This window comes from Nocardia jejuensis NBRC 103114 (genome assembly GCF_001613145.1).
Taxonomy (GTDB): Bacteria; Actinomycetota; Actinomycetes; order Mycobacteriales; family Mycobacteriaceae; genus Nocardia; species Nocardia jejuensis.
In genome coordinates, this window is record NZ_BDBU01000032.1 from 122069 (window position 1) to 148738 (window position 26670).

General features: G+C 66.8%; 25 protein-coding genes. 18 read left to right on the forward strand and 7 right to left on the reverse strand.

The features are described 5' to 3' along the window. Positions 1-12: 12 nt before the first annotated feature. Positions 13-1209, forward strand: coding sequence for a cytochrome P450 (locus NJ1_RS25435; RefSeq protein ID WP_067698716.1), 1197 nt, complete (start codon positions 13-15; stop codon positions 1207-1209). Between the two features lie 238 nt (positions 1210-1447). On the opposite strand, the gene NJ1_RS25440 is transcribed toward NJ1_RS25435, so the two are convergent. Genes NJ1_RS25440 through NJ1_RS25455 form a run of 4 tightly spaced genes read right to left on the reverse strand, consistent with a single transcriptional unit; the run spans position 1448 to position 5039 of the window. Then, a complete protein-coding gene (locus NJ1_RS25440) occupies positions 1448-1864 on the reverse strand; it encodes a nuclear transport factor 2 family protein (protein WP_067698718.1) in 417 nt (138 codons plus the stop codon). After that, a complete protein-coding gene (locus tag NJ1_RS25445; RefSeq protein ID WP_067698720.1) occupies positions 1861-3027 on the reverse strand; it encodes a thiolase family protein in 1167 nt (388 codons plus the stop codon). Before NJ1_RS25445 ends, NJ1_RS25440 begins: the two co-directional genes overlap by 4 nt. Further along, complete coding sequence (locus NJ1_RS25450; RefSeq protein ID WP_169813202.1) at positions 3024-4103, reverse strand: thiolase family protein; 1080 nt, start codon at positions 4101-4103, stop codon at positions 3024-3026. Before NJ1_RS25450 ends, NJ1_RS25445 begins: the two co-directional genes overlap by 4 nt. A gap of 12 nt (positions 4104-4115) precedes the next feature. After that, positions 4116-5039: a Zn-ribbon domain-containing OB-fold protein gene (locus tag NJ1_RS25455; protein WP_174557117.1), complete on the reverse strand. Its 924-nt coding sequence runs from the start codon at positions 5037-5039 to the stop codon at positions 4116-4118. Positions 5040-5143: 104 nt separating this feature from the next. On the opposite strand from NJ1_RS25455, the gene NJ1_RS25460 reads away from it, so the two are divergent. The 3 genes from NJ1_RS25460 to NJ1_RS25470 all read left to right on the forward strand — a co-directional run bounded on the left by NJ1_RS25460 (position 5144) and on the right by NJ1_RS25470 (position 9113). Then, positions 5144-6181 carry an LLM class F420-dependent oxidoreductase gene (locus tag NJ1_RS25460; protein ID WP_067698727.1) on the forward strand — a complete coding sequence of 346 codons (1038 nt, stop codon included), beginning with the start codon at positions 5144-5146 and terminating at the stop codon, positions 6179-6181. Between the two features lie 174 nt (positions 6182-6355). Then, the gene (locus tag NJ1_RS25465) at positions 6356-8002 is read left to right on the forward strand and encodes an acyl-CoA synthetase (protein WP_067698729.1); all 1647 of its coding nucleotides are present in this window, start codon (positions 6356-6358) and stop codon (positions 8000-8002) included. A gap of 106 nt (positions 8003-8108) precedes the next feature. Further along, a complete protein-coding gene (locus tag NJ1_RS25470) occupies positions 8109-9113 on the forward strand; it encodes a sigma-70 family RNA polymerase sigma factor (RefSeq protein WP_067698842.1) in 1005 nt (334 codons plus the stop codon). Between the two features lie 315 nt (positions 9114-9428). Here NJ1_RS25470 and NJ1_RS25475 read toward each other — a convergent pair whose 3' ends face one another. Continuing rightward, positions 9429-9848, reverse strand: coding sequence for a VOC family protein (locus tag NJ1_RS25475; protein ID WP_067698731.1), 420 nt, complete (start codon positions 9846-9848; stop codon positions 9429-9431). A 175-nt stretch (positions 9849-10023) separates the two neighbouring features. Here NJ1_RS25475 and NJ1_RS25480 point away from each other — a divergent pair, with 175 nt between their 5' ends. Both NJ1_RS25480 and NJ1_RS25485 read left to right on the forward strand, forming a co-directional pair. Continuing rightward, positions 10024-11220 (forward strand): glycosyltransferase, encoded by a 1197-nt coding sequence (locus NJ1_RS25480; protein WP_067698733.1) that lies wholly within the window; start codon positions 10024-10026, stop codon positions 11218-11220. 238 nt (positions 11221-11458) lie between these two features. Beyond that, positions 11459-12154: a maleylpyruvate isomerase family mycothiol-dependent enzyme gene (locus NJ1_RS25485; protein WP_067698735.1), complete on the forward strand. Its 696-nt coding sequence runs from the start codon at positions 11459-11461 to the stop codon at positions 12152-12154. Between the two features lie 214 nt (positions 12155-12368). On the opposite strand, the gene NJ1_RS25490 is transcribed toward NJ1_RS25485, so the two are convergent. Together NJ1_RS25490 and NJ1_RS25495 are read right to left on the reverse strand one after the other, a co-directional pair. Beyond that, positions 12369-13496: an acyl-CoA dehydrogenase family protein gene (locus NJ1_RS25490; protein ID WP_067698737.1), complete on the reverse strand. Its 1128-nt coding sequence runs from the start codon at positions 13494-13496 to the stop codon at positions 12369-12371. Between the two features lie 21 nt (positions 13497-13517). Further along, positions 13518-14732 carry an acyl-CoA dehydrogenase family protein gene (locus tag NJ1_RS25495; protein ID WP_067698739.1) on the reverse strand — a complete coding sequence of 405 codons (1215 nt, stop codon included), beginning with the start codon at positions 14730-14732 and terminating at the stop codon, positions 13518-13520. A gap of 154 nt (positions 14733-14886) precedes the next feature. Between NJ1_RS25495 and NJ1_RS25500 the strand changes: the two genes are divergently transcribed. From NJ1_RS25500 to NJ1_RS25555, 12 genes are all read left to right on the forward strand, one after another. Next, positions 14887-15075, forward strand: a complete 189-nt coding sequence (locus tag NJ1_RS25500; protein ID WP_067698741.1) for a ferredoxin — start codon at positions 14887-14889, stop codon at positions 15073-15075. 45 nt (positions 15076-15120) lie between these two features. Next, positions 15121-16023, forward strand: coding sequence for a 3-oxoacyl-ACP reductase (locus tag NJ1_RS25505; protein WP_067698743.1), 903 nt, complete (start codon positions 15121-15123; stop codon positions 16021-16023). Positions 16024-16323: 300 nt separating this feature from the next. Further along, positions 16324-17088 carry an MlaE family ABC transporter permease gene (locus NJ1_RS25510; RefSeq protein ID WP_067698745.1) on the forward strand — a complete coding sequence of 255 codons (765 nt, stop codon included), beginning with the start codon at positions 16324-16326 and terminating at the stop codon, positions 17086-17088. A gap of 4 nt (positions 17089-17092) precedes the next feature. Continuing rightward, a complete protein-coding gene (locus NJ1_RS25515) occupies positions 17093-17944 on the forward strand; it encodes an MlaE family ABC transporter permease (protein WP_067698747.1) in 852 nt (283 codons plus the stop codon). A gap of 32 nt (positions 17945-17976) precedes the next feature. Next, a complete protein-coding gene (locus NJ1_RS25520) occupies positions 17977-19203 on the forward strand; it encodes an MCE family protein (RefSeq protein ID WP_157574194.1) in 1227 nt (408 codons plus the stop codon). Beyond that, positions 19200-20231 (forward strand): MCE family protein, encoded by a 1032-nt coding sequence (locus NJ1_RS25525; protein ID WP_067698749.1) that lies wholly within the window; start codon positions 19200-19202, stop codon positions 20229-20231. The genes NJ1_RS25520 and NJ1_RS25525 overlap by 4 nt, the downstream gene beginning before the upstream one ends. Continuing rightward, positions 20228-21292, forward strand: a complete 1065-nt coding sequence (locus NJ1_RS25530) for an MCE family protein (protein WP_067698751.1) — start codon at positions 20228-20230, stop codon at positions 21290-21292. The genes NJ1_RS25525 and NJ1_RS25530 overlap by 4 nt, the downstream gene beginning before the upstream one ends. Beyond that, positions 21289-22554 (forward strand): MCE family protein, encoded by a 1266-nt coding sequence (locus tag NJ1_RS25535; RefSeq protein ID WP_067698753.1) that lies wholly within the window; start codon positions 21289-21291, stop codon positions 22552-22554. Before NJ1_RS25530 ends, NJ1_RS25535 begins: the two co-directional genes overlap by 4 nt. Next, positions 22551-23789 (forward strand): MCE family protein, encoded by a 1239-nt coding sequence (locus NJ1_RS25540; protein WP_067698755.1) that lies wholly within the window; start codon positions 22551-22553, stop codon positions 23787-23789. The genes NJ1_RS25535 and NJ1_RS25540 overlap by 4 nt, the downstream gene beginning before the upstream one ends. After that, on the forward strand, positions 23786-25198 hold the full coding sequence (locus NJ1_RS25545; protein ID WP_067698757.1) for an MCE family protein: 1413 nt from the start codon (positions 23786-23788) through the stop codon (positions 25196-25198). The genes NJ1_RS25540 and NJ1_RS25545 overlap by 4 nt, the downstream gene beginning before the upstream one ends. After that, the gene (locus NJ1_RS25550) at positions 25195-26145 is read left to right on the forward strand and encodes an Rv1363c family protein (protein WP_067698759.1); all 951 of its coding nucleotides are present in this window, start codon (positions 25195-25197) and stop codon (positions 26143-26145) included. Before NJ1_RS25545 ends, NJ1_RS25550 begins: the two co-directional genes overlap by 4 nt. Next, positions 26142-26633: an Rv1363c family protein gene (locus NJ1_RS25555; protein ID WP_067698761.1), complete on the forward strand. Its 492-nt coding sequence runs from the start codon at positions 26142-26144 to the stop codon at positions 26631-26633. The genes NJ1_RS25550 and NJ1_RS25555 overlap by 4 nt, the downstream gene beginning before the upstream one ends. Positions 26634-26670: the final 37 nt, after the last annotated feature.

Below are 26670 nucleotides of genomic sequence, written 5' to 3' on the forward strand. Positions count from 1 at the left end.
ACCGACCCCGACATGTGGGCGCACCGGGTGCCGGTCGAAGAGCTCGCAGAGCTGCGTCGTACGGCGCCGATCTGGTGGAATCCGAAATCTCCCGAGGTCGGCGGATTCGCGGACGACGGATTCTGGGTTCTGAGCAAGCATGCCGACGTCAAGACCGTGTCCCGGCGTGACGACGTGTTCTCGACCTTCGAGAACACGGCGATCCCGCGCTTCCAGGACAGCATCACGCGCGAGCAGATCGAACTGCAGCGTTTCGTCCTGCTGAACAAGGACGCCCCCGAGCACACCAAGCTCCGCAAGATCATCGCCAAGGGCTTCACCCCGCGCGTGATCAACGGCCTGCGTGCCGAGCTGACCGCCCGCGCCGAGTCCATCGTGCAGGCCGCCGCGGCGACCGGCACCGGCGATTTCGTCGAGCAGGTCGCGTCCGAACTGCCGCTGCAGGCCATCGCCGAACTGATCGGCGTGCCGCAGGAAGACCGCATGAAGCTCTTCAAGTGGTCCAACGAGATGACCAGCTACGACGATCCGGACAGCGATGCCGATCCGGTGGTGGCCTCCACCGAGATCCTCGGGTACGCGTACCAGATGGCCGAGGCCCGGCGGGCCTGCCCGGCCGACGACATCGTCACCGAGCTCATCAATGCCGATGTGGACGGCGAGGGCCTGCTGCCCGAGGAGTTCGGCTTCTTCGTCATGGTGCTGGCTGTCGCGGGTAACGAGACCACTCGCAATGCCACCACGCACGGCATGATCGCGTTCCTCGAGAACCCGGACCAGTGGGAGCTGTACAAGGCGCAGCGGCCCAAGACCGCCGCGGACGAGATCATCCGCTGGGCCACCCCGGTCAGCAGCTTCCAGCGCACCGCGCTCGAGGATGTCGAGGTCAACGGCGTGCAGATCAAGAAGGGACAGCGAGTGCTGCTGTCCTACCGCTCGGCCAACTTCGACGAGGAGGTGTTCGAGGATCCGTACACCTTCGACATCCTTCGCGATCCGAACCCGCACCTGTCCTTCGGCGGCACCGGCGCGCACTACTGCATCGGCGCGAACCTGGCCCGGCTCGAGATCGACATCATCTTCAACGCGATCGCCGACTACATGCCCGACATCACCAAGCTCGGCGATCCCAAGCGCCTGCGCTCGGGATGGCTCAACGGCGTCAAGGAGTTCCAGGTCGACTACAAGACCTGCCCGGTCAAGCACTGAGCCGAATTCCGCCGCGCGACAGGTGAATCGCGCGGCACCCCGACTGCCCTGTCTCTCACACTGCCGGGGCATGAAAGCGGGCGACCGGATCTCCGGTCGCCCGCTTTGCTCTGTGCCACGGTTTGCTCTGTGCCACGGCACAGTAGCCCGGCATTTCACAGCTCGGCATTTCACAGCCCGCCATGTCACGTGGAAGTGCCCCGCCTGCGTCGGCAGGCGGGGCACTTCCACGTTTTCGCTACTGTGGCTTGATCGTCGCCATCGCGCGTTCCTGTTCCCAGAAAGCGCGCAGGGCGAGGATTTTGCCGTCATCGTCGACCTTGTAGGTGAACACACCCTCGGCGTCGATGATCTGACCGCCCATGCGGGTGCGGATACGACCGGTGTACGCCACCTCGTGTCCGCAGGCGAACGAGTCGTCGAAGAGGAACTCGATGGACTCCGTCGGCGCGATCGCCTTGTCCCAGAAGGCCGCAATGGCTTCCGCGCCGCGATGACCCTTGCCCTCGGGATCGAAGAACGACGGGCCGATCGGGTCCTCGACGATGCCGTCGGCCGCGAACAACGCGATCCAGGCATCCTTGTCGCGGGCGCGCACCGCACCTTGGGATGCCGTGCCCGCGACGCGGGCAGGATGCTCGGTGGTCGTCGTCACGGCTTCTCGCTCCCCACAACCCACATCGAAAAGTACTGCGAGCCACCACCATACGCATGACCGAACGCTTTGCGTGCGTTTTCGACCTGGTAGTCCCCGGCGCGGCCCATGACCTGCTTGGCGGCTTCGGCGAAACGGATCATGCCCGAGGCGCCGATCGGGTTGGAGGACAGCACGCCACCCGAGGGATTCACCGGAAGCTTTCCGCCGATGGCGGTTTCGCCCGCGTCGGTGAGTTTCCAGCCCTCGCCCTCGGGCACGAAGCCCAGGTTCTCCAGCCACATGGGCTCGAACCAGGAGAAGGGGACGTAGATCTCGGCCGCGTCGATCTCCTCGAGCGGATTGGTGATCCCGGCCTGCTTCCACAGCGCGGCGGCCGCGGCCTGCCCGGCCTTGGGGTTCACCTGATCGCGGCCGGTGTAGGCGAGCGGTTCGGTGCGCATGGCGGTGCCGTGGATCCACGCCACCTTCTTGCCGGTGGCCTCCACGGCCCTGGCCGAGGCCTCGTCGCCGATGACGATGGCGCACGCGCCGTCCGAGGACGGGCAGGTCTCGTCGAAACGGATGGGGTCCCAGAGCATTTGGGACGCCGTCACCGATTCCATGGTGATGTCGGGCTGCTGCAGATGCGCGAGCGGGTTGCGCGCGCCGTTGCGGCGATCCTTGACCGCCACCATGGCGCCGACGTGCAGCGGGGCGCCGGAGCGGTGAATGTAGGCGCGCACGTGCGGCGCGAAGTAGCCGCCCGCGCCCGCGCCGACCGGCTTGGTGAAGGGCACCGGATTCGACAGCGCCCACATGGCATTGGACTCGGACTGTTTCTCCCAGCAGATGGCCAGCACCTTGCCGTAGACGCCCGCCTGCACATGGCTGGCGGCCACCACGCCGGTGGAGCCGCCGACCGAACCGGCGGTGTGCACGCGCAGCAGCGGCTTGCCGGTCGCGCCGAGGGCGTCGGCCATGAAGAGCTCCGGCATCATCGAGCCCTCGAAGAAGTCGGGGGCCTTGCCGATGACAACGGCGTCGATATCGGCCATGGTCAGGCCGGAGTCCTCGAGTGCGCGGTCGATGGCCTCACGGCACATGCCGGTGATGGACACATCAGTGCGCTTGGCGACGTGATGGGTCTGGCCGGTACCGAGTACGGCAGCGGGATTGCTCATGAGCGCGCCTCCAGGGTGGCAACCAGGTTCTGCTGCAGCGCGGGACCGCTACTGGCATGGGCCAGTGCGCGATTCGCGGTGCCGTTGAAAATCTCGGTGGCGGCGAAGCCGATGCGCTCCAGGCCGGCCGAGAACATGGGGTTGCCGGACAGCGGGCCGCCCGACACGTTGATCTTGGTCGAACCGTTCAGGCCCAGTGCCCGGGCGAGGATCAGTTCCTCGTGGCTGTACTGGGTGTGCAGCTCGGCGATATCGAAATCGGTTGCGCCGGAGCCGATCGCGGCCTTGGCCGCGCGCGATGCGGACTGCGAGACGGTCAGGTCGCGCGCACCCAGGATCGGGGTGTCGATGTAGTGCGCGATGCCGGAGATCCAGGCCGGACGCTCGGTGAGCTCGCGGGCCTTGTCTCCCACGGCCAGCACGATGGCGGCCGCGCCGTCGGTGATGGGCGCGATGTCATGGGCGCGGAAGGGATTCGCCACGTAGTCCGCGGCCAGCAGCTTCTCGACGTCGGACTCGGTGCGCGCGGTCGCGCTGCCACCCTTGGCGGCGGCATGCGCGGCGGCGCGGGCGGCGACCTCGGCCATTTCGCGTTCGGTCCAGCTGCCGGCGTCGATACCGGCGCGGGCCTGCAGACCCGCCATGGACACCGCGTCCGGGCCAAGCGGCGCGACCAGGTACGGGTCGGTCTGCAGGGTCAGGATCTGGCGCAGGGTGCCGGCGGAGGCCTTGCCGAAGCCGTAGACCAGCGCCGTCTCGGCCTGTCCGGTGCGCAGCTTGACCCACGCCTCGTACAGCGCCCAGGCCGCGTCCATCTCCACGTGCGACTCGTTGATCGGGGGAACCGCGCCGATGGCGTCGATCGCCGAGATGAACGAGAAGGCGCGCCCGGCAAGGTAATCCGAGGAACCCGAGCACCAGAAGTCGATATCGGTCTGCTTGATGCCGAGCTTGTCGTACAGCTCGTGGAAGCAGGGCGCGAGCATCTCGACGCCATTGGTGGTGCCGAAGGTCTCCGGCACGTGCGGTGCGTGGGCGAACCCGACCACCGCGATGTCAGTTGCGTTGTTACTCAACGTATTCAACCTTTACAGGTGGTGCGAGAAGGAGTCGTACTCGGCATCGGGCTCGCCGGTCGGCTCGAAGTGGTCGACATTGCCCAGGCTCAGCCCCCACTCCTCGCGCGGCTTCCACACGGCCTTGACCCGCATGCCCATGCGGACCTCGCTGGCCTCGCAGCCCAGCACCAGGTGCAGGAACGGGATATCGGTGCCGTCCAGCAGGATGTAGGCCGCCACGTACGGCGGCTTGATGCTCTGCCCCATGAACGGCACGTTCACGATGCAGAAGGTGGTGACGATGCCGGTGTCGGCGACCTCGACGTAATCCTCGGTGGGGGAGCCGTCGCGCGGGTCGGCGCCGCGCGGCGGGAAGTACACCTTGCCGTCGCTCTGGGCCTTGGCGCCAAGCAGCCTGCCCTCCAGGATCGCCTTGAGGAACTCGGTCTCCTGCGGCGAGGCGGTGTGCTTGAAGGACAGGTCGATCGGGGTGATGATGCCGGTCACCGGCTCGGCGTCATCGGTGGAATCGGCTGGTGCGTCGGATGTTTCGCCCGGCTCGAACCAGGCCAGGTCGTGGATGTCGCCGCGGCGCTCGTCGGCCCAGCGCGCCCGCACCCGCAGGCCGGTGGCGATGTCGGCCGGCGAGGCCACATCCACCGCGTGCAGGAGCGCGGTGTCCGCGCCGTCCAGCTTGATGAGCGCGTAGGCGAAGGGCCGGTCGAAGGGCTGCCCGGGCAGCGGTTCGGCCACCCAGCTCCACGACTGGACGGTGCCCACATCGGCTACGTCGACGAATTCGGTCAGCGGTTCCGCGGTGATCGGATCGAATTCCGCGGGCGGCACGATGACGCGCCCATCGGAACCACGCACTCCGATGACCCGGCCCGAACGCAATCCGGTGAGGAAGCGTCCGATGGTCGGTCCGGTGGAGCGGGTGTAATCGAACTGCATCCGCAGCGGCGCGGCGAGTACTTCGGTGTTCCCCAGAGTCACGGAATCGAGTAGAACAGGTTCTAATGCTGGTGACAAGAGCCCACTTCGGAAGGGAGTCGAACATGCGCTTTGGGTTGCAACTCGGATATTGGGGGCAACAGCCGCCCGCCCAGGCTCAGGAATTGGTGATCGCCGCCGAGGCGGCCGGATTCGAGGCGGTGTTCACCGCCGAATCCTGGGGATCGGACGCCTTCACGCCGCTGGCGTGGTGGGGTTCGAGCACGAGCCGGGTGCAGCTGGGCACGTCCGTGGTGCAGCTGTCCGCGCGCACGCCCACCGCGACCGCGATGGCCGCGCTGTCCCTGGACCACCTCAGTGGCGGACGGGCCATTCTCGGCCTCGGCGTCTCCGGGCCGCAGGTGGTCGAGGGCTGGTACGGGCAGCCGTTCGCCAAGCCGTTGCAGCGCACCCGGGAGTACGTGTCGATCATCCGGCAGGTGCTCGAGCGCGAGGGCAAGGTGACCAATGACGGGCCGCACTACCCGCTGCCCTACAACCGGGCCGACGCGAGCGGGCTCGGTAAGCCGCTCAAGTCGATCACCCATCCGCTGCGTGCGGATCTGCCGATCTGGCTGGGCGCGGAAGGTCCGAAGAACGTCGCGCTGACGGCCGAGATCGCCGACGGCTGGCTGGCGATCTACTACACCCCGCGCCTGGCGGACATGTACAACGCCTGGCTCGACGAGGGCTTCGCCCGCGCGGGTGCCCGGCGTTCGCGGGAGACCTTCGACATCGCGGCCACCGCGCAGGTGATCATCACCGACGATCCGAAGGCGGAGCTGGATCGGTTGCGGCCGTTCATGGCGCTGTACATCGGCGGCATGGGTGCGGAGGAGTTGAATTTCCACGCTCAGGTGTACCGGCGGATGGGGTACGGCGACGCGGTGGACGAGATCACCCAGCTGTTCCGCACCGGGCGCAAGGACGAAGCCGCGGCGGCGGTGCCGGACGAGCTGATCCTGGACACCACGATCATCGGCGACGAGGCGCATGTGCGCGAGCAGCTGCTGGTGTGGGAGAAGGCCGGGGTCACCATGATGCTGGTCGGCATTCGCGACGCCGAGCAGTTCGAGCGGCTCAAGCCCATTCTGGCGTCGTAGAACGCGTTCCAGTCCGGCCCCGGGAAAGCTCGGGGTCGGACCGGGTTGGCTTACACGGCGGGTATTTCTTTTGGGCATTTCGGACCGTAAAGTGTGTCAGGGGCCACATCGATTCGGCCCACTGAGCGGAAATCGTGGCTTGCCCCACACGAGAACACGTTCTATTTTGATCCTGTGAGCTACAACATAGCGGACCTCGTCGAACACTCCATCGACCTCATGCCGGAACGTGTCGCGCTGGCCGATGACACCCGTTCGGTGACCTACGCCCAGTTGGAGGACCGAGCCAACCGGCTCGCCCATCACCTGCAGGAACAGGGCGTGAAACCGGGCGACAAGGTCGGTGTGTACTCGCGCAACACCATCGAGGCCGTCGAGGCGCTGGTGGCGATCTTCAAGGCGCGCGCCGTGATGATCAACGTGAACTACCGATACGTCGAGAACGAGTTGCAATACATCTTCGACAACTCGGACATGGTGGCGCTGATCCACGAGCGTCGCTACAGCGACAAGGTGGCCAATGTGCTGCCGAACGTCCCGAAGATCAAGTCGGTCATCACCGTCGAGGACGGCACCGATCTGCCGCTGCCCCCCGCCGCGGTCGAATACGAAGCGGCACTGGCCGGTTCGCACGGTGAGCGGGACTTCGAGGCGCGCTCCTCCGACGACATCATGATGATCTACACCGGCGGCACCACCGGTCTGCCCAAGGGCGTCATGTGGCGGCAGGAGGACTGGTGGCGAGTCCTCGGCGGCGGCATCAACTTCTACACCGGTGAGTTCATCCAGGACGAGTGGGAGCAGTCCAAGGGCGGCGCGAGCGGCAACTCGCAGATGGTGCGCTACCCGATCCCGCCGCTGATCCACGGCGGCTCGTTCACCGCGACCCTGCACAGCCTGTTCGACGGCGGCAAGGCGATCATGCTGCCGGAGTTCAGCGGGCACGGCGTGTGGCAGGCCATCGAGCGGCACGGCATCAACATGATCTTCATTACCGGCGACGCCATGGCGCAGCCGATGCTCGGCGCACTGCGCGAGGGCAACCCGGAAACCAATGCGCCGTACCAGCATTCGAGCATGTGGGTACTGGCCAGCAGCGCGGCTCTGTTCTCGCCGACGCTGAAGGACGAGTTCATCGACCGCTTCCCCAACGCGCTCATCACCGACTCCATCGGCTCCTCGGAGACCGGTTTCGGTGGTCTCGCGGTGGCGACCAAGGGCGCGACCCACACCGGTGGCCCGCGGGTGAAGATCGACCTGTCCACCGAGGTGCTGGACGAAGAGGGCAACCCGGTCGTCCCCGGCTCCGGTCAGGTCGGCGTGCTGGCGCGCAAGGGCAACATCCCAGTCGGTTACTACAACGACCCGGTGAAGACCGCCGCGACGTTCAAGGAGTTCAACGGAATTCGCTACTCCATCCCGGGCGACTTCGCCCGCGTGGAGGAGGACGGCACCGTGACCATGCTGGGTCGCGGCTCGGTCAGCATCAACTCCGGCGGCGAGAAGATCTACCCCGAAGAGGTCGAGGGCGCGCTCAAGGCGCACCCCGAGGTCTTCGACGCCCTCGTGGTCGGCGTGCCCGACGAGCGCTGGGGTCAGCGCGTGGTGGCCGTGGTGCAGTGCCGCGGCGAATCCCGCCCGACCCTGGAGGACCTGCGGCCGACCCTGGTCCAGGAGATCTCCTCGTACAAGCTGCCCCGCAGCCTCTGGTACGTGGACGAGATCAAGCGCTCGCCCGCGGGCAAGCCCGACTACAAGTGGGCGGTTGCCCAGACGCAGGAGCGCGAGGCCGACAACCACGTCCAGTCGACCGCCAAGTAGACGCACGGGGCTCGTGTGAAAGTTGTGCCCGCCTGTTTCAAAACAGGCGGGCACAGCCTTTTCGGTGGCCTGATTCTTGTCGGTGCATTGTGCGAGAGTGTTCCTCATGAGCGAGAAGGCCGCCGGATCCGCGACGATCACGGACGAGGTTTTGCAGTCCTTCGAAGGACATCGGCGCGAACTGTGCGCGTACGCGTATCGCATGCTCGGTTCCTCGTTCGAGGCCGAGGACGCGGTGCAGGAGACCTTCACCCGCGCGTGGAAGTCCTACGACTCCTTCGAGGGGCGCTCGAGCGTCCGCTCGTGGCTGTACAAGATCACCACCAATGTCTGCCTGGACATGCTCGACGGGCCGCAGCGCCGGGCCCGGCCGATGGACCTCAACGGACCCTCCACGCCCGACTCCACGCTGCCGCCCCCGGAGCCGGATTACGTCTGGGTGGAACCGATTCCGAACGCGCTGGCCTTCGGCGCGGACCCGGCCGAGGCCGCCAGCACCAAGGACACGCTGCGCCTGGCGTTCGTCGCGGCCGTGCAGCATCTGCCCGCCAGCCAGCGCGCCATTCTGATCATGCGGGAGGTGTTGCGCTTCTCGGCCAGTGAGACCGCGGACATGCTCAATGTCTCCCCGGCCTCGGTGAACAGCGCGCTGCAGCGGGCCCGCGCCACCATGTCGAAGGTGCAGGAGGCCGCCACCGTCTCGGACCTGTTCGACGAGGCCGACGAGAAGCAGCGCAAACTCGTCGACGACTTCGTGACGGCCTTCGAGTCCTACGACATGGGCGCGCTCACCGAGCTGCTCAAAGCCGATGTGGCGCTGTCCATGCCGCCCTTCTCGCTGTGGATCTCCGGTCCCGAGAACGTGGCCGCCTTCATGCTCGGCACCGGCTCGGCCTGCTTCAACTCGCGGCTGGTGCGGCTCGAGGGCGCGAACGGCATGCCCGCCTTCGGCCACTACAAGCCGAGTGCGGATCAGCCGGGCGTCTGGGTGCCGTGGTCGATCACCACCCTGGAGTTGAACGGCGACCGGATCTCCGGGCTCACCTTCTTCCTCGACACCGACAAGCTGTTCCCGCTCTTCGGCCTGGCGCCGGAGTACCGCGAGAACTGAGTCCACGTCGCCGCGCACGCGGTGCGCCGGGGTGGTCCGGCACAGTGTGGCGACATGCGTGACGGCCCGCCGGGAGAGATCCCGGCGGGCCGTTCGCATGTCCGGGGTCCGCTCGCCCGGATCGAAGTGGGGTTCTCGAACGCCGCGGAAGTCGCCGTCGTGGTGTGAGAGCCGTGGCATGAGAGTCGAGGTGTGAGAGCCGTGGTGTGAGAGTCGAACGCGCTGTCGTGCAGCGAGTTACGAGGTGTGCCGGAAAAGCAGCGCGGCCCGCCGTCTGGATCGGCGGGCCGCGCAGTGCGGTGTCGTTCGCGAATGTCAGTTCGCGCCGGGGTAGTTCATGTAGAACGGCTCCCACTGGTGGCCGTCGGGGTCGATGAAGGTGCGGCCGTGCATACCGACCTCGGCCTCCTGGGCGCGCTTGTCGGCATTGACCTCTTCGGTGCCGCCGGCCGCGATGGCGGCGTCGGTGAGGGCGTCGACCTCCTGGGCGCTGCCCAGGGACAGGGCGTAGAGGCCGTTGACGGTGCCGACGCTGTCACCGATCGGGCGGGTGGTGAAGGTGGTGAAGAAATCCTTGGTCAGGAGCATCAGGCAGATGTTGTCGTCGACCACGATGCAGGCGGCATTGCCGTCGGTGAAGTCCTGATTGACCTTCCAGCCCAGCGTCTCGTAGAAGGTCTTCGAGCGTTCCAGGTCCGCGACGGGGAGATTGATGAAGATCATCTTGCTGGCCATGGTGGTCCGTCCTTTCGTCCGCAATCCCTATTGCGTGTCATCGCTGTCAGAGATAGGGACGTAGTGGGCGAGAAAAACTCATCGCTCCCGCGCGGTGTGGTCTGTGGCACATCATTTGGTCATCGCGTCGTCGCCGGTCCATCCGCCGTGCAAGAGTGGCCAGGGGAGGTTCCTGATGAAGTACAGCTACCTGGTAGCCGTCACAGGGAGTGGCGGAACGGTGCCGCCGGAACTCGGAGTGGTCCGCCGCCTGGTGCGGCGCGGTCACCGCGTCACCGTGCTCGCCGAGGAATCGATGGCGGCGCAGGTCACCGCCGCTGGAGCCCGGCTGCGTTCGCGCGCGGGCCACGGATTCGCCCGCGACACCGCCGCCGAAATCGATTCGGAACGACCGGATCTGGTGCTGGCCTCGTATTTCGCCTTCGGCGCGATGGTCGCGGCGCAGGCGCGCGAGGTGCCGTTCTCGGTGCTGATTCCCGGTATCTATCCACTACCGGTGGACGGCGGGCCGCCGCCGGGCACGGGTTTCGCCCGCGCCGCCGGTCCGATCGGGCGTCTGCGCGACCGGGCGGTGGGCTCCATGGTGCAGCGACGCTGGGACGCGGAGCTGTTGCCGCAGCTCAATGCGCTGCGCGCGGATTTCGATCTGGAGCGGCTCGCGCACTATCAGGATCAGGTGCAGCTGGCGCATCGACGGCTCGTATTGTCCAGCGAGAGTTTCGAATTCGCGGGGCCGCGCCCGGACGGGGTGCGCTGGGTGGGGCCGATCCTGGACGATCCGGACTGGGCCGTCGACTCCGACTGGACCATTCCCGACGGCGGTGACCCGCTGGTGCTGGTCGCCATGTCCACGACTTTTCAACGGCAAACCGACTGTCTGCAGCGCATCGCGGACGCCCTCGGCCCGCTGCCGGTGCGCGGTCTGATCACCACCGGCCCGGCCGTGGATCCCGCCGAGATCACCGCACCGCCCAATGTCACGGTGCTGCGCGCGGCTCCGCATCGGCAGGTCGCCCGGCACGCCAGCCTGGTCATCACCCACGGCGGCCACGGCACCCTGATGAAATCCCTGGCCGCGGACCTACCCGCGCTGATCCTCCCGCACGGCCGCGACCATGCCGACAACGCCGCCCGCCTGCGCGCGCACGGCGCCGGAATCACCCTGCCCCGCACCGCGTCTGCGCAGCGCATCACCCGCGCCGTCCGCCGCGTGCTGAACTCTCCCGCCTCCTACCGCGCCGCCGCCGTCCTGGGCCGCGTCGTCCGCAAGGACGCGCTCGGCGACCAACTCCTGCGCGAACTGGAACCCACCGCCGACGCCTCCGGCCTGGTCTCCGACCGCGAACTCTCGCTACGCGAACTCGACTCCTGAACCGGGGGTGCGCACGGTGACCGCGCGAACCGCCTGCGGGGTGGGTCGCCGCCGCACGAACGGGGGCTGCTGTCCAGCCGCCCACGAGGTACGACGTCCAGCTTGATCAGACCCGCGAGCGTCGCGGGCAGCACACCCGCAGCCGGGGGTGAGCGGGTCGCAGCACGCGTCAGCCGGAAGGCACGAGTCCGCCTTTTCCTCCACGACGTCGCGCCACGGCCCGGGTTACGTTGTGCGTATGGATTTTCTGGCCGTTCTCCGCGAGAAGCTGACCGCCTTCGGCGCCTTGATCGAACCGGAAGTGGATCTCGCCGCACCGGTGCCGTCCTGCGGCGACTGGACCTTTCACGATCTGGTCGAGCATGTCGGGCAGGGCAATATGTGGGTGGTGACGGCGGTCGCGGAGCTGCGGGGCGACAATGCGGGGGAGCCCGCGCCGCGCGATGCGGTCGAACTGCGGGCCTGGTACGACGCGACCGCGGCGGCGATCGCCGAATCCCTTGCGGCCGATCCGGAGACCGAGGCGTGGACCTTCACCCGGTCCCAGCCCCGGACCGTCGGATTCTGGCGGCGGCGCCGCGCGCACGAGACCCTGATGCACCTGTGGGACGGCCGGAACGCGCTGGGCAAGGCCGATCCCTTCGACCCCGAGCTGGCGGACGACGGCATCGCCGAGGTGTTCGAGCTTTTCGCGCCGCGCATGATCGACCGCGGCCTGGCCACCGCGCCGGAGGTCGCGCTGCGCGTGCGGGCCACCGATACCGGCCGGGACCGGATCTACGGCCCGGGTGCACCGGTCGCCGAAATCTCCGGTACCGCATCGGATCTGCTGCTCACCCTGTGGCAGCGCGTGCCCGCCTCGGATCCGGTGTTGACCTGGAGCGGAGATCGGGCGGCCGGTGAACGCGTGCTGGCGGGTCCGCTCGTGCCCTAGCCTCGTCCGGCACGCGGATACCTGTTCGCCGCACCGCCGGGCGGGGTGCCGGAACCGATGGGGGAGTGGTCTTTCCGGGATCGGCGATGCCGTTCGCCGGTGAACGCATTGGGAGATGCCACAGTGCGCGGTGCATAGGGGCAGGTCAGAGAAATATCGAGGCGGTAGCGCGGGATCGCGCTACCGCCTCGACGGTGTTCGGTTGTGCCGGAACCTAGTTGGCGGGTTCCGCCAGCAGCGCGCCGAGGGCGCGCAGGTGATCGGTCGCCCCGCCGAGCGCGAATTCGTTGTGCTTGGCGGCGGTGAAGTACTGGTTGACGATGTGGTCGCGGTCGATGCCGACACCGCCGTGCACGTGCACGACCGTGTGGGCGACGCGGTGACCGGCCTCGGCGGCCCAGAACTTGGCGGTGTGGACCTCGGCGGTGGCCGGCTGGTCCTCGGCCAGCAGCCAGGCGGCCTGCTGTACGGCCAGGCGCACGCCCTGCACGTCGATGTAGGCGTCGGCCAGGCGCTGGGCCACGGCCTGGAAGCTGCCGATCTTGCGGTTGAACTGCTCGCGCTCGCGGGCGTAGTCGGAGACGAGCTCGAGGCCCTTCTCGACGATGCCGAGCTGGGTGGCGGCCAGGCCCAGCCAGGCCCGCTCCAGCAGCCAGTTCAGGATGTTCGCGCCCTGCTCCAGGGTGCCCACCAATTCGGCCGGGGTACCGGCGAATTCGACCTCGGCCTCGGGGGAGCGGTCGGTGACGATCTGGTCCTCGATCCGCACCGAGGCGTGCGCGGGATCGACCAGGAAGACCGCGGGTGCGCCGTCTACGCTGGCGGACACCAGGATTCGCGCGGCCTGACGGGCGAACGGCACGGTGGTCTTGAGGCCGGTCAGCTGCCAGCCGCCGTTGTCCGCCGCGGAGGTGACGGGCGTGGCGAGCTCCCAGTTGCGCTCCTCGCTCAGCGCCGCGGTGAGCACGATCTCGCCCGTCGCGGCCCGCGTGGCCAGGGCCCGCTGGGCCTCGGAGCCGAACGCCGCCAGTGCGCCCGCGCCCAGCACGATCGACCACAGGTACGGCACGGGCGCGACGGACTTGCCGATCTCGCGCAGAATCGCCGTCTGCTCGAGCACGCCGAGATCGCTGCCGCCCACCGCTTCCGGCAGGGCCGCAGCCAGCACGCCGGTCTCGGCGAGAGAGGCCCACAGCGTGTCGTCGAAGCGCACGGTGGCATTGCCTGCCGCGTCGGTGTTCTTGTCGAGCTCACGCAGCCGGTCGGCGGTGACGAGCTTGCCGGTGACCTCGGCGGTGAGGCGGGCCAGATCCTGCTGCGCCTCGGTGAGAGTGAAATCCATGATGGTTACCTAGGTTTCGGGTTAGCGCGTCGCGGCGGGCTGCTTGAGGGCGGTCATGGCGATGATGTCGCGCTGCACCTCGTTGGTGCCGCCGCCGAAGGTCAGGATCAGGCAGGCGCGGTGCATGCGCTCGAGCCGCCCGCGCAGCTGCGCACCGGCCGAGTCCTGGCGAAGGTAGGCCTGCGGTCCGAGCACCTCCATGAGGGCGCGGTAGGACTCGGTCGCCAGTTCGGTGCCGTAGACCTTGGTTGCCGAGGCGTCCCACGGCCGCGGAGCGGCCTCACCGGCACCGGTCGCGGGATCCTTCTTCGCGTCGGCGCGCGAGGCGATCTCCCAGTTGGTGAGCTTGAGGTACTCGACCTTGGCGTGGATCCGGGCCAGGATGATCTGCACCCATTCCTGGTCGATCACGCGGGAACCGTTGGCGGTCTTGGTGTTCTGCGCCCACTCGGTGACCTGTCGAACGGCCAGTGCCAGCGGCGCGGCGGAGGTCAGCGCGACCCGCTCGTGATTGAGCTGGTTGGTCACCAGCGACCAGCCGCCGTTCTCCGGGCCGACCATGTCCGAGTGCTTGACCCGCACGTCCTGGTAGTAGGTGGCGCTGGTGTCCGGGCCCGCCATGGTGTGCACCGGCGTCGTGGAGAAGCCTTCCGCCGAGGTCGGCAGGATGAACATCGAGATGCCCTTGTGCTTCTTGGCGGCCGGATCGGTGCGCGCGGCCAGCCACACGTAATCGGCGTACGCGATGAGGGAGGTCCACATCTTCTGCCCGTTGATGATCCAGTCGTCGCCGTCGCGCACTGCCGAGGTGCGCAGCGAGGCCAGGTCGGTGCCCGCGCCCGGCTCGGAGTAGCCGATCGCGAAGTGCAGCTCACCCGCGGCGATCTTGGGCAGGAAGAACTTCTTCTGCTCCTCGGTGCCGTAGTGCATGATCGTCGGCGCGACCGAATTGATGGTCAGGAACGGCACCGGGGCGCCGGCGATGGCGGCCTCGTCGGTGAAGATCAGCTGATCCATGGTCGAACGATCCTGGCCGCCATACTGTTTCGGCCAGCCCAGGGCGAGCCAGCCATCGCGGCCCATTTCCGCGACAACGTCGCGGTAGACGGTCCCCTCGCCGTATTCTCCGGTTTGGGCAGAGAGCGCCTGACGGCGCTCCGGAGTGATCAGTCGGGAGAAATAGTCACGCAGCTCAGCACGTAGCTGTTCCTGTTGCGGCGTGTATGCGATCCGCATGGCGATACCTCTAGCCTTCGTCTCAGGGTTCAGCCGATCATTGCACAGCAGGTGAAACATGTTCCAGTATTGCAGCCCGATACTGGTCTCGCGGCTATCCCATCCCGGGTCTGCTTGTTAGGCTCGACCGGTACTTGTGGCAAAGGAGTCAGCTATGAAGGTCACTGTTGATCTCGACCAGTGCGAGGCGAACGGAATCTGCGTCGGAATCGCCCCCGAAGTGTTCGAACTCGACGATGACGACGTTCTGCACATTGTCGGCGCGGAGGTACCCGCCGGTAGCGAACACGATGTGAAGACCGCGGTGGCCCAGTGCCCGAAGGCGGCGCTGAAGCTGGTCTGAATCCAGCCTTGCTCGCCGAGTGGAACACGTTCTAGAGTCGGCCCGGTGAGCGATTCTGATGTAAGTCTTTCCGGCCGGGTTGCCGTAGTCACCGGCGCCGGCGCGGGGCTGGGGCGGGCCGAGGCCCTCGAGCTGGCCCGTGCCGGCGCTTCGGTCATAGTCAACGACCTTGCCGAGAACGACGCGGTGAGCGCAACCCTCGCCGACATCCGCGCGCTCGGCGCCAAGGCCGAGTTCGTGGCGGGCAGCATCGCCGAGCGGTCCACCGCCGACGCGCTGATCGCCACCGCCGAGAGCACCTTCGGCGGGTTGGACATCGTGGTCAACAATGCCGGTATCACCCGGGACCGCATGCTGTTCAACATGTCCGACGAGGAATTCGACGCGGTCGTCGCCGTGCATCTGCGCGGCCATTTCCTGCTGACCCGCAATGCGGGCGCGTATTGGCGGGCCAAGTCCAAGGAGGCGGGCGCGCCGGTCTACGGCCGGATCGTCAACACCTCGTCCGAGGCGGGCCTGCTGGGTCCGGCCGGACAGGCCAATTACGGCGCCGCCAAGGCGGGCATCACCGCCCTGACCCTGTCGGCCTCCCGCGCGCTCGCGGCATTCGGCGTGACCGCCAATGCCATCGCACCGCGCGCGCGGACCTCCATGACCGAGAAGGTCTTCGACGCGGCCCCCGAAGAGGGTCCCGACCCGCTGTCTCCCGATCATGTCGCCCGCCTGGTGGCTTTCCTGGCCTCGCCGGCGGCGGCCGAGGTCAACGGGCAACTATTTGTCGTCTACGGCCCGATGGTGGCCCTGATGGCCGCTCCGGTCGTCGAGCAGCGTTTCGACGCCGACGGTGAATGGTCTCGGGAAGGTCTCGCCGCCACGCTCGGCGGTTATTTCGCCGAACGTTCTTCCGGAGCAACCTTTTCCGCCTCGGCCCTCATGGATCTGGGTTAGTCGACCCTCATATGCGGCGCGAGGGTTTCGACCCTCGCCCCGTAGTTGATCGTGAGGTCGAACATTGGTAGGAATGGGACACAACTGTGTGTGGCGCCTCACAACGGCACCACACTTGTGACGGTTATCATCGCGAGAACCTGTTCTCGAAACTGGACGTCGGTTCAGAAAGAGGGCCTGTTCAAAACCGTCGAACCCTTCCCGAGAGACCCTAGAACGTGTTCTAATCTTCGGGCGGGACCGAGATCACATTCTGATCTCGTGTGCTATAGCTAGGCAGGGGCAGGAGGAATAGCAGGAATGAATGAGGTCCTTGCCGTACCGTTACGGGCGGTCGGGGGGTTCTTCGAACTTGCCGGCGCTGTCGCTCGTGCTTTGGTACGGCCTCCGTTCCAGCGGCGAGAATTCATCGATCAGGCCTGGTTCGTCGCCAGGGTTTCCATTGTTCCGACGCTTCTGGTGGCCATTCCGTTCACCGTGCTGGTGAGCTTCACTCTCAATATTCTGTTGCGCGAGATCGGCGCCGCCGACCTCTCCGGGGCGGGCGCGGCCTTCGGCACGATCACGCAGGTCGGCCCCATGGTCACCGTGCTCATCGTGGCCGGCGCCGGCGCGACCGCCATCTGCGCGGATCTGGGCGCACGCACCATTCGCGAAGAGATCGACGCGATGAAGGTGCTCGGCATCGATCCGATCCACCGCCTCGTCGTTCCGCGCGTGCTCGCCTCGATGTTCGTAGCGCTGCTGCTCAACGGACTGGTCTCCACCATCGGCATTCTCGGTGGCTTCCTGTTCTCGGTGTTCCTGCAGGGCGTCAACCCGGGCGCTTTCGTGAACGGCCTCACGCTGCTCACCCATCTTCCGGAGCTCGTCATCTCCGAGGTCAAGGCCACGCTGTTCGGTCTGGTGGCCGGGCTCGTCGCCTGCTACCTGGGACTCAATGTCAAGGGCGGACCCAAGAGCGTCGGGGACGCGGTCAACCAGACGGTCGTGTTCGCCTTCATGGCGCTGTTCGTGATCAACGTGGTGGTAACCGCCGTTGGCATCAAGTTCACGGCGCGGTGATCCAATGGCATTCGTGATCCAGTCGCGTTTTCCCAAGGTGACCAAGCGTTTTCAGCGCTTCACCGCGAGCCTCGACTCGGTCGGCAAGCATGCGGTGTTCTACGCGCAGTCGATCGCTTCGGTTCCCAAGGCTCTGCTGCACTACCGCACCGAGACCATCCGGCTGATCGCCGAGATCTCCATGGGCACAGGCGCACTGGCCGTCATCGGCGGCACCGTCGTGATCGTCGGGTTCCTGACCCTGGCGGCCGGTGGCACCATCGCCGTGCAGGGCTACAGCTCGCTCGGCAATATCGGCGTCGAGGCGCTGACGGGCTTCTTCTCCGCCTTCATCAACGTTCGCATTGCGGCGCCGGTGATCTCGGGTATCGGCCTGGCTGCCACGCTCGGAGCCGGAACCACGGCACAATTGGGTGCCATGCGTGTCTCGGAGGAGATCGACGCCCTGGAGGTCATGGCCATCCGGCCCGTGCCCTTCCTGATCGGCACCCGAATCCTGGCGGGCATCATCGCCATCATTCCGCTGTACTCGCTGGCGATCATCGCCTCGTTCATCGCCAGTCGCTTCGCGACCGTGGTGATCTACGGGCAGTCGGCCGGTGTGTACGACCACTACTTCGATACCTTCCTGATCCCCAGCGACATCCTCTGGTCCTTCGCGCAGGCGATCTTCATGGCCATGGCGGTCATGCTGATCCACACCTACTACGGCTATCACGCCGCGGGCGGGCCGGTCGGAGTGGGCGTGGCGGTAGGCAATGCGGTGCGGGCCTCGCTGATCGCGGTCGTCATGGTGACGCTCCTGATCTCCCTGGCCATCTACGGCACCTCCGGCAATTTCCACCTCTCCGGGTAGGGCGGGACATGGTCCAAGAACAAGGCGGCGGAATGGCGAGCCCGATCGGCGCGCCGTTCGTCGAGAAACCGAGGCCGAAGCGGCCCCTCGAACAGGGATGGGTCATCCGGCTGGCCGGCGCGGGTCTCGTGCTGAGCATCGTCGCGGTCGTCGTCATCTGCCTGGTGAGTTTCGCCGGCGGATTCCAGGACACCGTGAAGGTGATCGTCGCGTCCCCGCGCGCGGGCCTGGTCATGGACAAGGACGCCAAGGTCAAGATTCGCGGTGTCGAGATCGGCCATGTCGCGGCCATCACCGACACCACCGACGGCGCTCGTATCGAATTGGCCATCGATCCGGACAAATTGAAGATGGTTCCGGCCAATGCGGGGGTGGACATCAACTCCACCACCGTGTTCGGCGCGAAGTACATCAACTTCACCGAGCCGCAGTCCCCGTCCTCCGATTCGCTGAAGGCGGGTTCGGTCGTGCAGGCGGGCGCGGTGACGGTCGAATTCAACACGCTCTTCCAGCATCTCAACGATGTGTTGGCCAAGGTCGAGCCGGAGAAGCTGAACGCGACGCTGACCGCGCTCGGGCAGGCGCTCGAGGGCCGCGGCGACAAGATCGGCCAGCTGCTGGTCGACAGCGATCAGTTCCTGAAGGACATCAATCCCAGCCTGCCCGATCTGCAGCGCGATCTGCAGACCTCGGTCGGGGTGACGAACCTGTACGCGGACGTCATGCCGGATCTGCTGCGCACCACCGGGAACATGACGGTGACCGGCGGCACGCTGGTCGATCAGCAGGCCAATCTCGATCGGGTGCTGCTGAATCTCGTCGGACTGGCGAACGACACCGGCGGTGTGCTGAAGGACAACGCGCAGCCCCTGGTGACGGCGCTGGATCTGTTGCGCCCCACGGCCGAACTGCTCAACGAGTACAACCCGACGCTGTACTGCCTCGTCGTCGGCGCCGCCGACGCGTTGCCGGTCGGCAATCGGATCTTCGGCGGTGACAATCCGTGGGTCGCGCTGAACGCCGGATTCATGCCCGGCGGCACGCCGTACTCATACCCGAAGGATCTGCCGAAGGTGAACGCCACCGGTGGCTCGCACTGCGAGGGCGTGCTCGATCGCGTCCCGGGCAGCCATGCCAACTACCTCGTCACCGACACCACCGAGGGTGAGGTCTGGGTGCCCCCGATGTCGACCACGCTCAACGGCCCGCGGGTGTTCCAGATGCTGTTCGCCGGACTGCCGGGGGTGCCGAACCCATGAGTTTCAAACCGCACGCGACGACGGTCAAACTGTCGATCTTCGCGCTGGTCATGGTGGTGGTACTGGCCGGACTCGGCGTCATCTTCAGCCAGATGCGCTTCTCCCGCTCGACCGGCTTCCACGCGGTCTTCACCAGCTCCTCCGGCATGCTGCCGGGGTCGAAGGTGCGCATCGCGGGTGTGCCGGTGGGTTCGGTCTCGCGGGTGACCGTGGGCAAGGACCACCTCGCGCACGTCGACTTCGACATCGACCGCGAATACCGGGTGTACTCCAGCACCCAGGCCGCGATCCGCTACGAGAACCTCGTCGGCGACCGCTATCTGGAACTGCTGGACGGCCCGGGCACGGCGATGCCGCTGAGCAAGGGCGCGACCATCCGGGTCGAGCAGACCAAGCCCGCCCTCGATCTGGACCTGCTGCTGGGCGGGTTCAAGCCGCTGCTGCGCGGCCTGAACCCGGATCAGGTGAACTCGCTGACCGGCGCGCTGCTGGAGGTGTTCCAGGGCCAGGGCGGCACGCTGGTCTCGCTGCTCAACAGCGGCGGTTCCTTCAGCAAGACCCTCGCCGATCGAGATGCCTTGATCGGCAGCGTGATCGAGAACCTGAACACGGTGCTGGGCACGATCGACCAGCACGACAAGGACTTCGCGACCACGCTCAACGAATTGCAGCGCCTGATCAGCGGTCTGGCCGCGGACAAGGATCCGATCGGCGACGCGCTGCCTCGATTGGCCGGGGCCACAGGCGATCTCACGACTCTGCTGCAGCAGGTGCGTCCGGACCTGAAGGCGGACATCACCCAGCTCGGTGTGCTGTCGGCCAATGTGGACGACAAGAAGGACGATGTGCAAGCGGTGCTGGACCTGTTGCCCGAGACCTACAAGAAGCTGATCCGGATCGGTTCCTACGGCTCGTTCATGAACATGTTCGTCTGTGGCGCGAACTTCCTGATCGACGGACCGGACGGTAAGACGCAGCAGCTCAACTTCGTCGGCGGACAGCACACGGGGCGGTGTGCGAAGAAATGAACAACGAACAGCGCTCCCCACTGATCAATGTCGGCATCATCGGCATCGTGCTCGCGGTGACCATCTGCCTGTGCGCGCTCCAGTTCGACCGGCTGCCGTTCGTGAAGTCCGGCGTCGAGTTCAACGCCCTGTTCGCCGACGCGGGCGGGCTGCTGCCCGGTGATCCCGTGCAGGTGGCCGGCGTGCGCTCCGGCCGGGTCGAGGACGTGAAGCTGGACGGCGCCAAGGTGAAGATCCGGTTCACGCTCGACGAGACGATCGTGCTGGGCGGCAAGACGTCCGCGGCCATCAAGACCAACACCATGCTGGGGCGCAAGTCCCTCGAGGTGACCCCGGCCGGGGACGGCGCCATCCGCCCGAGCGACACGATTCCGCTCGAGCGCACCGCCTCGCCCTACTCGCTCAACGACGCGCTCGGCGATCTGGCCACCACGGTCAAGGACCTTGACACCGACCAGGTCAACCAGACCCTGGACACGCTGTCGGAGGCGTTCGCCGATACACCCGGACCGCTGCGGTCCGCGCTGGACGGCATCACCGGCCTCTCGCGCAGCCTGAACACCCGTGACAAGGCGCTCACCGAACTGCTCTCGCATGCTCAGGGCGTCACCAAGGTGCTGGGTGATCGTGCGACACAGATCAATTCGCTGCTCCTGGACGGCAACAGCCTGCTCGCCGAGCTCGATGCCCGCCGCACCGCGCTGAGCCAGCTGATCGTGTACGTGAACGGTCTGGCCCAGCAGCTCTCCGGGTTCGTCAACGACAACGAGGAGCAGCTGAAGCCCACGCTGGACCGGTTGAACTCGGTGCTGAAGCTGTTGCAGGACAACCAGGCCAACCTGGCCAAGTCGATCGACGAACTCGGTCCGTTCGAGGCCGCGCTCGGCGAGCAGGTCGGCAGCGGCCCGTACTTCCAGGCCTACCTGTCCAACGTCAACTCCCCGATGCTGCAGGTGCTGACCGACGCGATGGTCTGGCCGCAGCATCTGCCCGACGCGCTGCGCGCCTACCTCGACCCGCTGCCGTCGATCCAGCCCGCCACCCAGGAGCCGCCGCGATGAACGCACTACGCAGGGTGCCGCGCGCCGCGCGCCTGGCCGCCGCCGCACTGGTGGTCGTGGTCGCCGGCTGGCTGGTCTTCGGATTGGTCACCGATGTCGGCAAGAAGCACATCACCGCCTACTTCCCGTCCACGACCGGCCTGTACAAGGGCGACGAGGTGCGGGTGCTCGGAGTGAAGGTCGGCACGATCGATTCGATCGAGCCCGGCAAGGACCGGGTGACGGTGAAGCTCACTGTGGACCGCGGCATCGACCTGCCGGCCGACGCCAAGGCCGTGGTCATCTCGCCGTCGCTGGTCTCGGCGCGCTTCGTGCAGCTCGCACCCGCCTATGTGAGCGGGCCGAAGATGGGCGACGACGCCTCGATCCCGGTGGAGCACACCGCGGTTCCGGTGGAGTGGGACGACATCAAGGCCGAGTTGACCAAGCTGTCCAAGGCCCTGGGCCCGATCGGCGAGGACAAGCAGGGCTCGTTCGGCCGCGTCATCGACACCGCCGCGGCCAACCTCGGCAACGGCAACGCGCAGGCCTTCCGGGACACCCTCAAGGAGCTCTCCAGCACGCTGAACACGTTGTCGGACGGGCGGACCGATCTGTTCGGCACCATTCGCAACCTGCAGCAGTTCGTCGACGTGCTGTCCAAGTCGAACGATCAGATCGTGCAGTTCGGCGGTCGGCTCGCGTCGGTGTCCTCGGTGCTGGCCAATGTGTCCACCGACCTCGGCGCCGGTCTCGACAATCTCGATATCGCGGTCGCGGACGTGAAGCGCTTCCTGGATTCGCGCGGCGACGCTCTCACCGAGGGCGTACAGCGGCTGGGCGAGGCCACCCAGGTCCTGGCCGACAAGAAGCCCGAGCTGGAGAAGATCATGCACTCCGGCCCGACCGCGCTGGCCAACTTCTATCAGCTCTACAAGCCCGCCCAGGGCACGCTCACCGGTGCGCTGGCCGCCCCGAACTTCGCCAATCCGATCGCCTTCCTGTGCGGTGCGGTCGAAGCCGTCGGCGCCAATCAGTCCGATCAGAGCGCCGCTCTGTGCAAGCAGTACCTGGGGCCGGTCCTGAACTCCCTGGCTGTGAATTACCCCGCGCTGCTGGTGAATCCGGCGACGCAGCAGAACGCATTCCCGCAGCAGCTCACCTACAGCACGCCCGATCTGGCCGCCCAGGTTCAGGGCCAGCAGGCACAGGGCGAGCCGCTGTCCGCGCCGTCGCCCAAGAGCCTGGCCGACCTTTTCACCCCCGGAGGTGGTGGACGATGATGGGCCGGAAGCGAATTCGCGTCGCGAGCGCGGCGATCGGCCTGATCGCGGTGCTCGGCGTGAGCGGTTGCCAATGGGACGGGCTCAACTCGGTCTCGATGCCCGGAGCCATCGGCACCGGGGACGGATCCTGGCAGGTCCGCATCGAGATGCCGAACGTGACCATGCTGACCCGTAATTCGCCGGTCAAGGTGAACGACGTGACGGTCGGAACGGTCACCGGCATCGAGGTGCAGGGCTGGCACGCGCTGGTCACCGTCGGCCTCGACCGGGACGTGAAGCTGCCCGCCAACGCCACCGCCAAGATCGGGCAGACCAGCCTGCTGGGCAGCAACCATCTCGAGCTGGCTCCGCCGAAAGAAGAAGCGGCGCAGGGCACGCTGAAGGACGGTGACCTGATTCCGCTGGATCGGGCCGGGGCCTTCCCGACCACCGAGCAGACGCTGTCCTCGCTGTCCGTGGTGCTCAACGGCGGTGGTATCTCCCAGCTGGAGACCATCACCCGCGAACTGAACGCCACCTTCAAGGGGCGCACCGATTCCATCCGGGATCTGTTGCCGCAGTTGAACACTCTGACCACGACGCTCGATCAGCAGACCGGTGACATCATCGCGGCCATGAACGGCCTGGATCGGGTCGGCGGGGTGCTCGCGCGGCAGAAGGACGATCTGTCCGCCGCCGTCACGACCATTCATCCGGCTCTGACCGTGCTCGCCGATCGCCGCGAGAACATCACCAAAGCCATTACCTCCCTTGGTGATCTGAGCAATACGGTGCAGCAGATCCTCGATCAGGGCGGCGAGAACCTCAAGGCCGACCTCGCCAATCTCGAACCGGCGCTGCGGTCGCTGGCCGCCACCGGCGGGAAGCTCGCCGACTCGCTGCAGTGGCTGCTGACCTTCCCGTTCCCGATCAAGAACATCGACAAGGTCATCATGGGCGACTACATGAACCTGTGGATGACCGTGGATCTCACCGGGGCACGGCTGGATTCGAACTTCCTGACCGGTACACCGCTGGGCGGAAGCCTGGGCGGCGCGCAGGCCACTCTCGGCTACGGAATTCCGCAGTCGGCCGTCGGCAAGGGTGATCCGCTGTCCGATCCGCTGAATCCGGCGCCGCCCGCCACCACGCAGCCGGCTCCGAGCATTCCGGGGCTGCCGCCGATTCCAGGCTTACCAGCTATTCCGGGACTCACCGTGCCCAATGCGCAGCAGGGGGACTCCGGCCGATGAAGCTCACGAAGTTCGTCAAGGTTCAGCTCTCGATCTTCCTGGTGCTGACCGTGATCGGCCTGATCGTCATGGGTGGCCAGTACGTGCGGCTGCCCGCGATGTTCGGCATCGGCCGCTATGGCGTGACAGTCCAGTTGCAGGCGACCGGTGGTCTCTACGAGTTCGCGAACGTCGCGTACCGGGGCACCAACGTCGGCAAGGTGGAGTCGGTGAAACTGACTCCCGCCGGTGTCGACGCCAAGCTGTCCATCGACAGCGACTTCAAGATTCCCAGCGATGTCCAGGCGTACGTGAAGAGCGTCTCGGCGATCGGTGAGCAGTACGTCGATCTGATTCCGGCAGAGTCGCCGAAAGGCGGGAATCTGCAGGATGGTTCGGTGATTCCGGTGGAGCGCACCAAGTTGCCGCAGGACGTCGGCGACATGCTCGATCAGGCCGACCGGCTGCTGTCCACCGTCGCGGACACCAAGCTCGCCGAGGTCATCAACTCCGCGTTCGTCGCGTTCGACGGCGCCGGACCGGACCTGCAGCGGATGCTCGACTCCGCCTCGCTGCTGGTGCAGGAGGCCAAGAACACCACCGAGCCGACCAAGGATCTGCTGGAGAAGCTCGGCCCGCTGCTCGACACCCAGAACCAGTCCGCGGGCGACGTGCGCAGCTGGACCCAGGACCTGGCCACGGTCACCGACCAACTGCGCCAGCACGATCCGGCGCTGCGCTCGCTGCTGGGTCAGGCCCCGGACGCGATCCAGCGGGTGAACCAGACCTTCCAGGATCTGAAGCCGACCCTGCCGATCATGCTCGCCAACATGATCAGCGTCGGACAGGTCGGGGTCACGTATCACGCCGGGCTCGAACAGATTCTGGTCATCTACCCGCCACTGCTCGCGGCGCTGCTGACCTCGATCCGCGGTCCCGTCGAGTACGGCGCGATGGTGGACTTCATGCTCGGGCTCAACGATCCGCCGGGATGCACCACGGGCTTCCTGCCCGCGGCGGATCGGCGCTCGCCGGCCGATCTCTCGCCGATCGACACCCCCGACAACCTGTACTGCAAGGTGGCGCAGAACGCGAAGGAAGCCGTCCGCGGCATCCGCAACACCCCGTGTGCCGAGGTGCCCGGCAAGCGCGCCCCGACGCCGGAACTGTGCCGCTCCAACGAGGAGTACTTCCCCGAGGGCGACAACCCGCCGGTCGGTCCGCCGAACCCGGTGGACAACAACGGTCAGCCGATCGCCGATAAGCTGCTCGGTAACCAGCAGGCGCCATTCATCGCCCATCAGGACCCCAGTAGCCACACCTTCGTCGGGCCCGATGGGCGCGTGTACCGTCAGGGAGACGTCAACGCAGATGGGTCCAGCAGGGTGCCGTCGAGTTGGCAGGACTTGCTTCAGGAGCCACCGCGATGAGCGAAACATCAGCAAATCGAAGCCGCGCTCGGCGGCGTGTCATCCGTCAGGCGGGACCACCCGTCGAGGGCGCGGACACGGGCGTCGAGGTACAGCACCCGAGCGCCGAGGGCGCGCGTCCGGAACCGGCGGCGGCCGCGGCCGCCGCGCCCGCTCCGGTCGTCGATGCCGAGCCGGTCGCGGCCGAGACTGCTGATGTCACTCCGGCCGACGGCGCTGCCGCCGAGCCGGAACCCACCGAGAAGCCCGCGGCGGCCGACCAGGCTCCCGCGAATCTCGACAAGGCTCCCGCGGTCGCCGCGGTGGCCCTGGTGAAGGATTCGGACGGCGCGGATTCGAAGGACGCGGCCGCGGTCGCCGAGCCCGAATCCGATTCCGCCGATTCCGACTCGACCGAATCCGACTCCGAATCCGCCGGCAAGGACGAGTCGCCGTCGAAGTTCCGGGCGCTGTTCGCCTCGCTCGGGCGGACGGGCACGGTCGCCGCGGCGGTCGCGCTGGTGTCGGCCCTGGTTCTGATCGGCTCGACCGGCCTGTTCTTCTATCACGATCACCGCGCCGATCAGCTCAGCGAGCGGCGGGCGGAGTACATCCAGGTCGCCAAGCAGGCGTATCTCAATATGTCCACCGTCAAGGACTCGACCGCAGATCAGGACATCGATCGCCTGCTCTCGGTCGCCGGCGGCGGTCTCAAGGACGAATACGCGCAGAATCGCGATGCCTACAAGAAGGTCTTCGAGCAGCTGAAGGTGGAATCCTCCGGGAACATCGTCTCGGCCGCGATCGAGAGCGACGACAAGGATTCGGCCAGCGTGCTGCTGCTGGCGCAGCAGACCGTGTCCAATGTGGCCACCAACGGCCCGATGCAGCGGGACTATCGCATCCGCGTGCACCTGACCCGCACCGGCGATACCGTGACCGCCTCATCCGTGGAGTTCGTGCCGTGAAACAACTCGACAAGCGTTCCCTCCTGCTGGCCGGCGCGGTCGCGCTGTTCGTGGCGGCCTCGGTCGTCGCCTCCCTGACCGGTTATCGATTCTGGTCGGATCGGCAGGCGGAGCAGAACCGCAGTTCGTCGGTCGTCGTCGCCAGCGACACCGTCGAGGCGCTGTTCTCCTACGACTTCAACACCGCCGAGAAGGATCTGCCCAAGGCCGCGGAGAAGCTGACCAGCGACTACCGCGATTCCTACATGAAGGTGATCCAGGACCAGGCCATTCCCACGGCCAAGGAGAAGAAGCTCTCGGTCCAGACCACCGTGCAGGCGACCGGCGTCATCGCCACCACTCGCGATCACGCGACCGTGCTCGTCATCGCCAATCAGCGCTTCTCCAGCACGGATTCGCCGCAGGACACCCTGATGAGCGACCGTCTGCACGTGGAGCTGACCAAGAAGGACGGGCAGTGGCTCGTCTCGGACATCAAGCCGGTCTGACCTTCCGCTCGTAGTACTCGGCGCCTCGGTAATTTCC

Bases quoted from the DNA above. Each gene is read 5' to 3' on its own strand.
- NJ1_RS25445 (WP_067698720.1), bottom strand. From the start codon at position 3,027: ATGAGCAATCCCGCTGCCGTACTCGGTACCGGCCAGACCCATCACGTC.
- NJ1_RS25525 (WP_067698749.1), top strand. From the start codon at position 19,200: ATGAGTTTCAAACCGCACGCGACGACGGTCAAACTGTCGATCTTCGCG.
- NJ1_RS25515 (WP_067698747.1), top strand. From the start codon at position 17,093: ATGGCATTCGTGATCCAGTCGCGTTTTCCCAAGGTGACCAAGCGTTTT.
- NJ1_RS25480 (WP_067698733.1), top strand. From the start codon at position 10,024: ATGAAGTACAGCTACCTGGTAGCCGTCACAGGGAGTGGCGGAACGGTG.
- NJ1_RS25535 (WP_067698753.1), top strand. From the start codon at position 21,289: ATGAACGCACTACGCAGGGTGCCGCGCGCCGCGCGCCTGGCCGCCGCC.
- NJ1_RS25550 (WP_067698759.1), top strand. From the start codon at position 25,195: ATGAGCGAAACATCAGCAAATCGAAGCCGCGCTCGGCGGCGTGTCATC.
- NJ1_RS25475 (WP_067698731.1), bottom strand. From the start codon at position 9,848: ATGGCCAGCAAGATGATCTTCATCAATCTCCCCGTCGCGGACCTGGAA.
- NJ1_RS25510 (WP_067698745.1), top strand. From the start codon at position 16,324: ATGAATGAGGTCCTTGCCGTACCGTTACGGGCGGTCGGGGGGTTCTTC.
- NJ1_RS25470 (WP_067698842.1), top strand. From the start codon at position 8,109: ATGAGCGAGAAGGCCGCCGGATCCGCGACGATCACGGACGAGGTTTTG.
- NJ1_RS25490 (WP_067698737.1), bottom strand. From the start codon at position 13,496: ATGGATTTCACTCTCACCGAGGCGCAGCAGGATCTGGCCCGCCTCACC.
- NJ1_RS25540 (WP_067698755.1), top strand. From the start codon at position 22,551: ATGATGGGCCGGAAGCGAATTCGCGTCGCGAGCGCGGCGATCGGCCTG.
- NJ1_RS25435 (WP_067698716.1), top strand. From the start codon at position 13: ATGTGGGCGCACCGGGTGCCGGTCGAAGAGCTCGCAGAGCTGCGTCGT.
- NJ1_RS25460 (WP_067698727.1), top strand. From the start codon at position 5,144: ATGCGCTTTGGGTTGCAACTCGGATATTGGGGGCAACAGCCGCCCGCC.
- NJ1_RS25455 (WP_174557117.1), bottom strand. From the start codon at position 5,039: ATGCAGTTCGATTACACCCGCTCCACCGGACCGACCATCGGACGCTTC.
- NJ1_RS25520 (WP_157574194.1), top strand. From the start codon at position 17,977: ATGGCGAGCCCGATCGGCGCGCCGTTCGTCGAGAAACCGAGGCCGAAG.
- NJ1_RS25545 (WP_067698757.1), top strand. From the start codon at position 23,786: ATGAAGCTCACGAAGTTCGTCAAGGTTCAGCTCTCGATCTTCCTGGTG.
- NJ1_RS25500 (WP_067698741.1), top strand. From the start codon at position 14,887: ATGAAGGTCACTGTTGATCTCGACCAGTGCGAGGCGAACGGAATCTGC.
- NJ1_RS25530 (WP_067698751.1), top strand. From the start codon at position 20,228: ATGAACAACGAACAGCGCTCCCCACTGATCAATGTCGGCATCATCGGC.
- NJ1_RS25485 (WP_067698735.1), top strand. From the start codon at position 11,459: ATGGATTTTCTGGCCGTTCTCCGCGAGAAGCTGACCGCCTTCGGCGCC.
- NJ1_RS25495 (WP_067698739.1), bottom strand. From the start codon at position 14,732: ATGCGGATCGCATACACGCCGCAACAGGAACAGCTACGTGCTGAGCTG.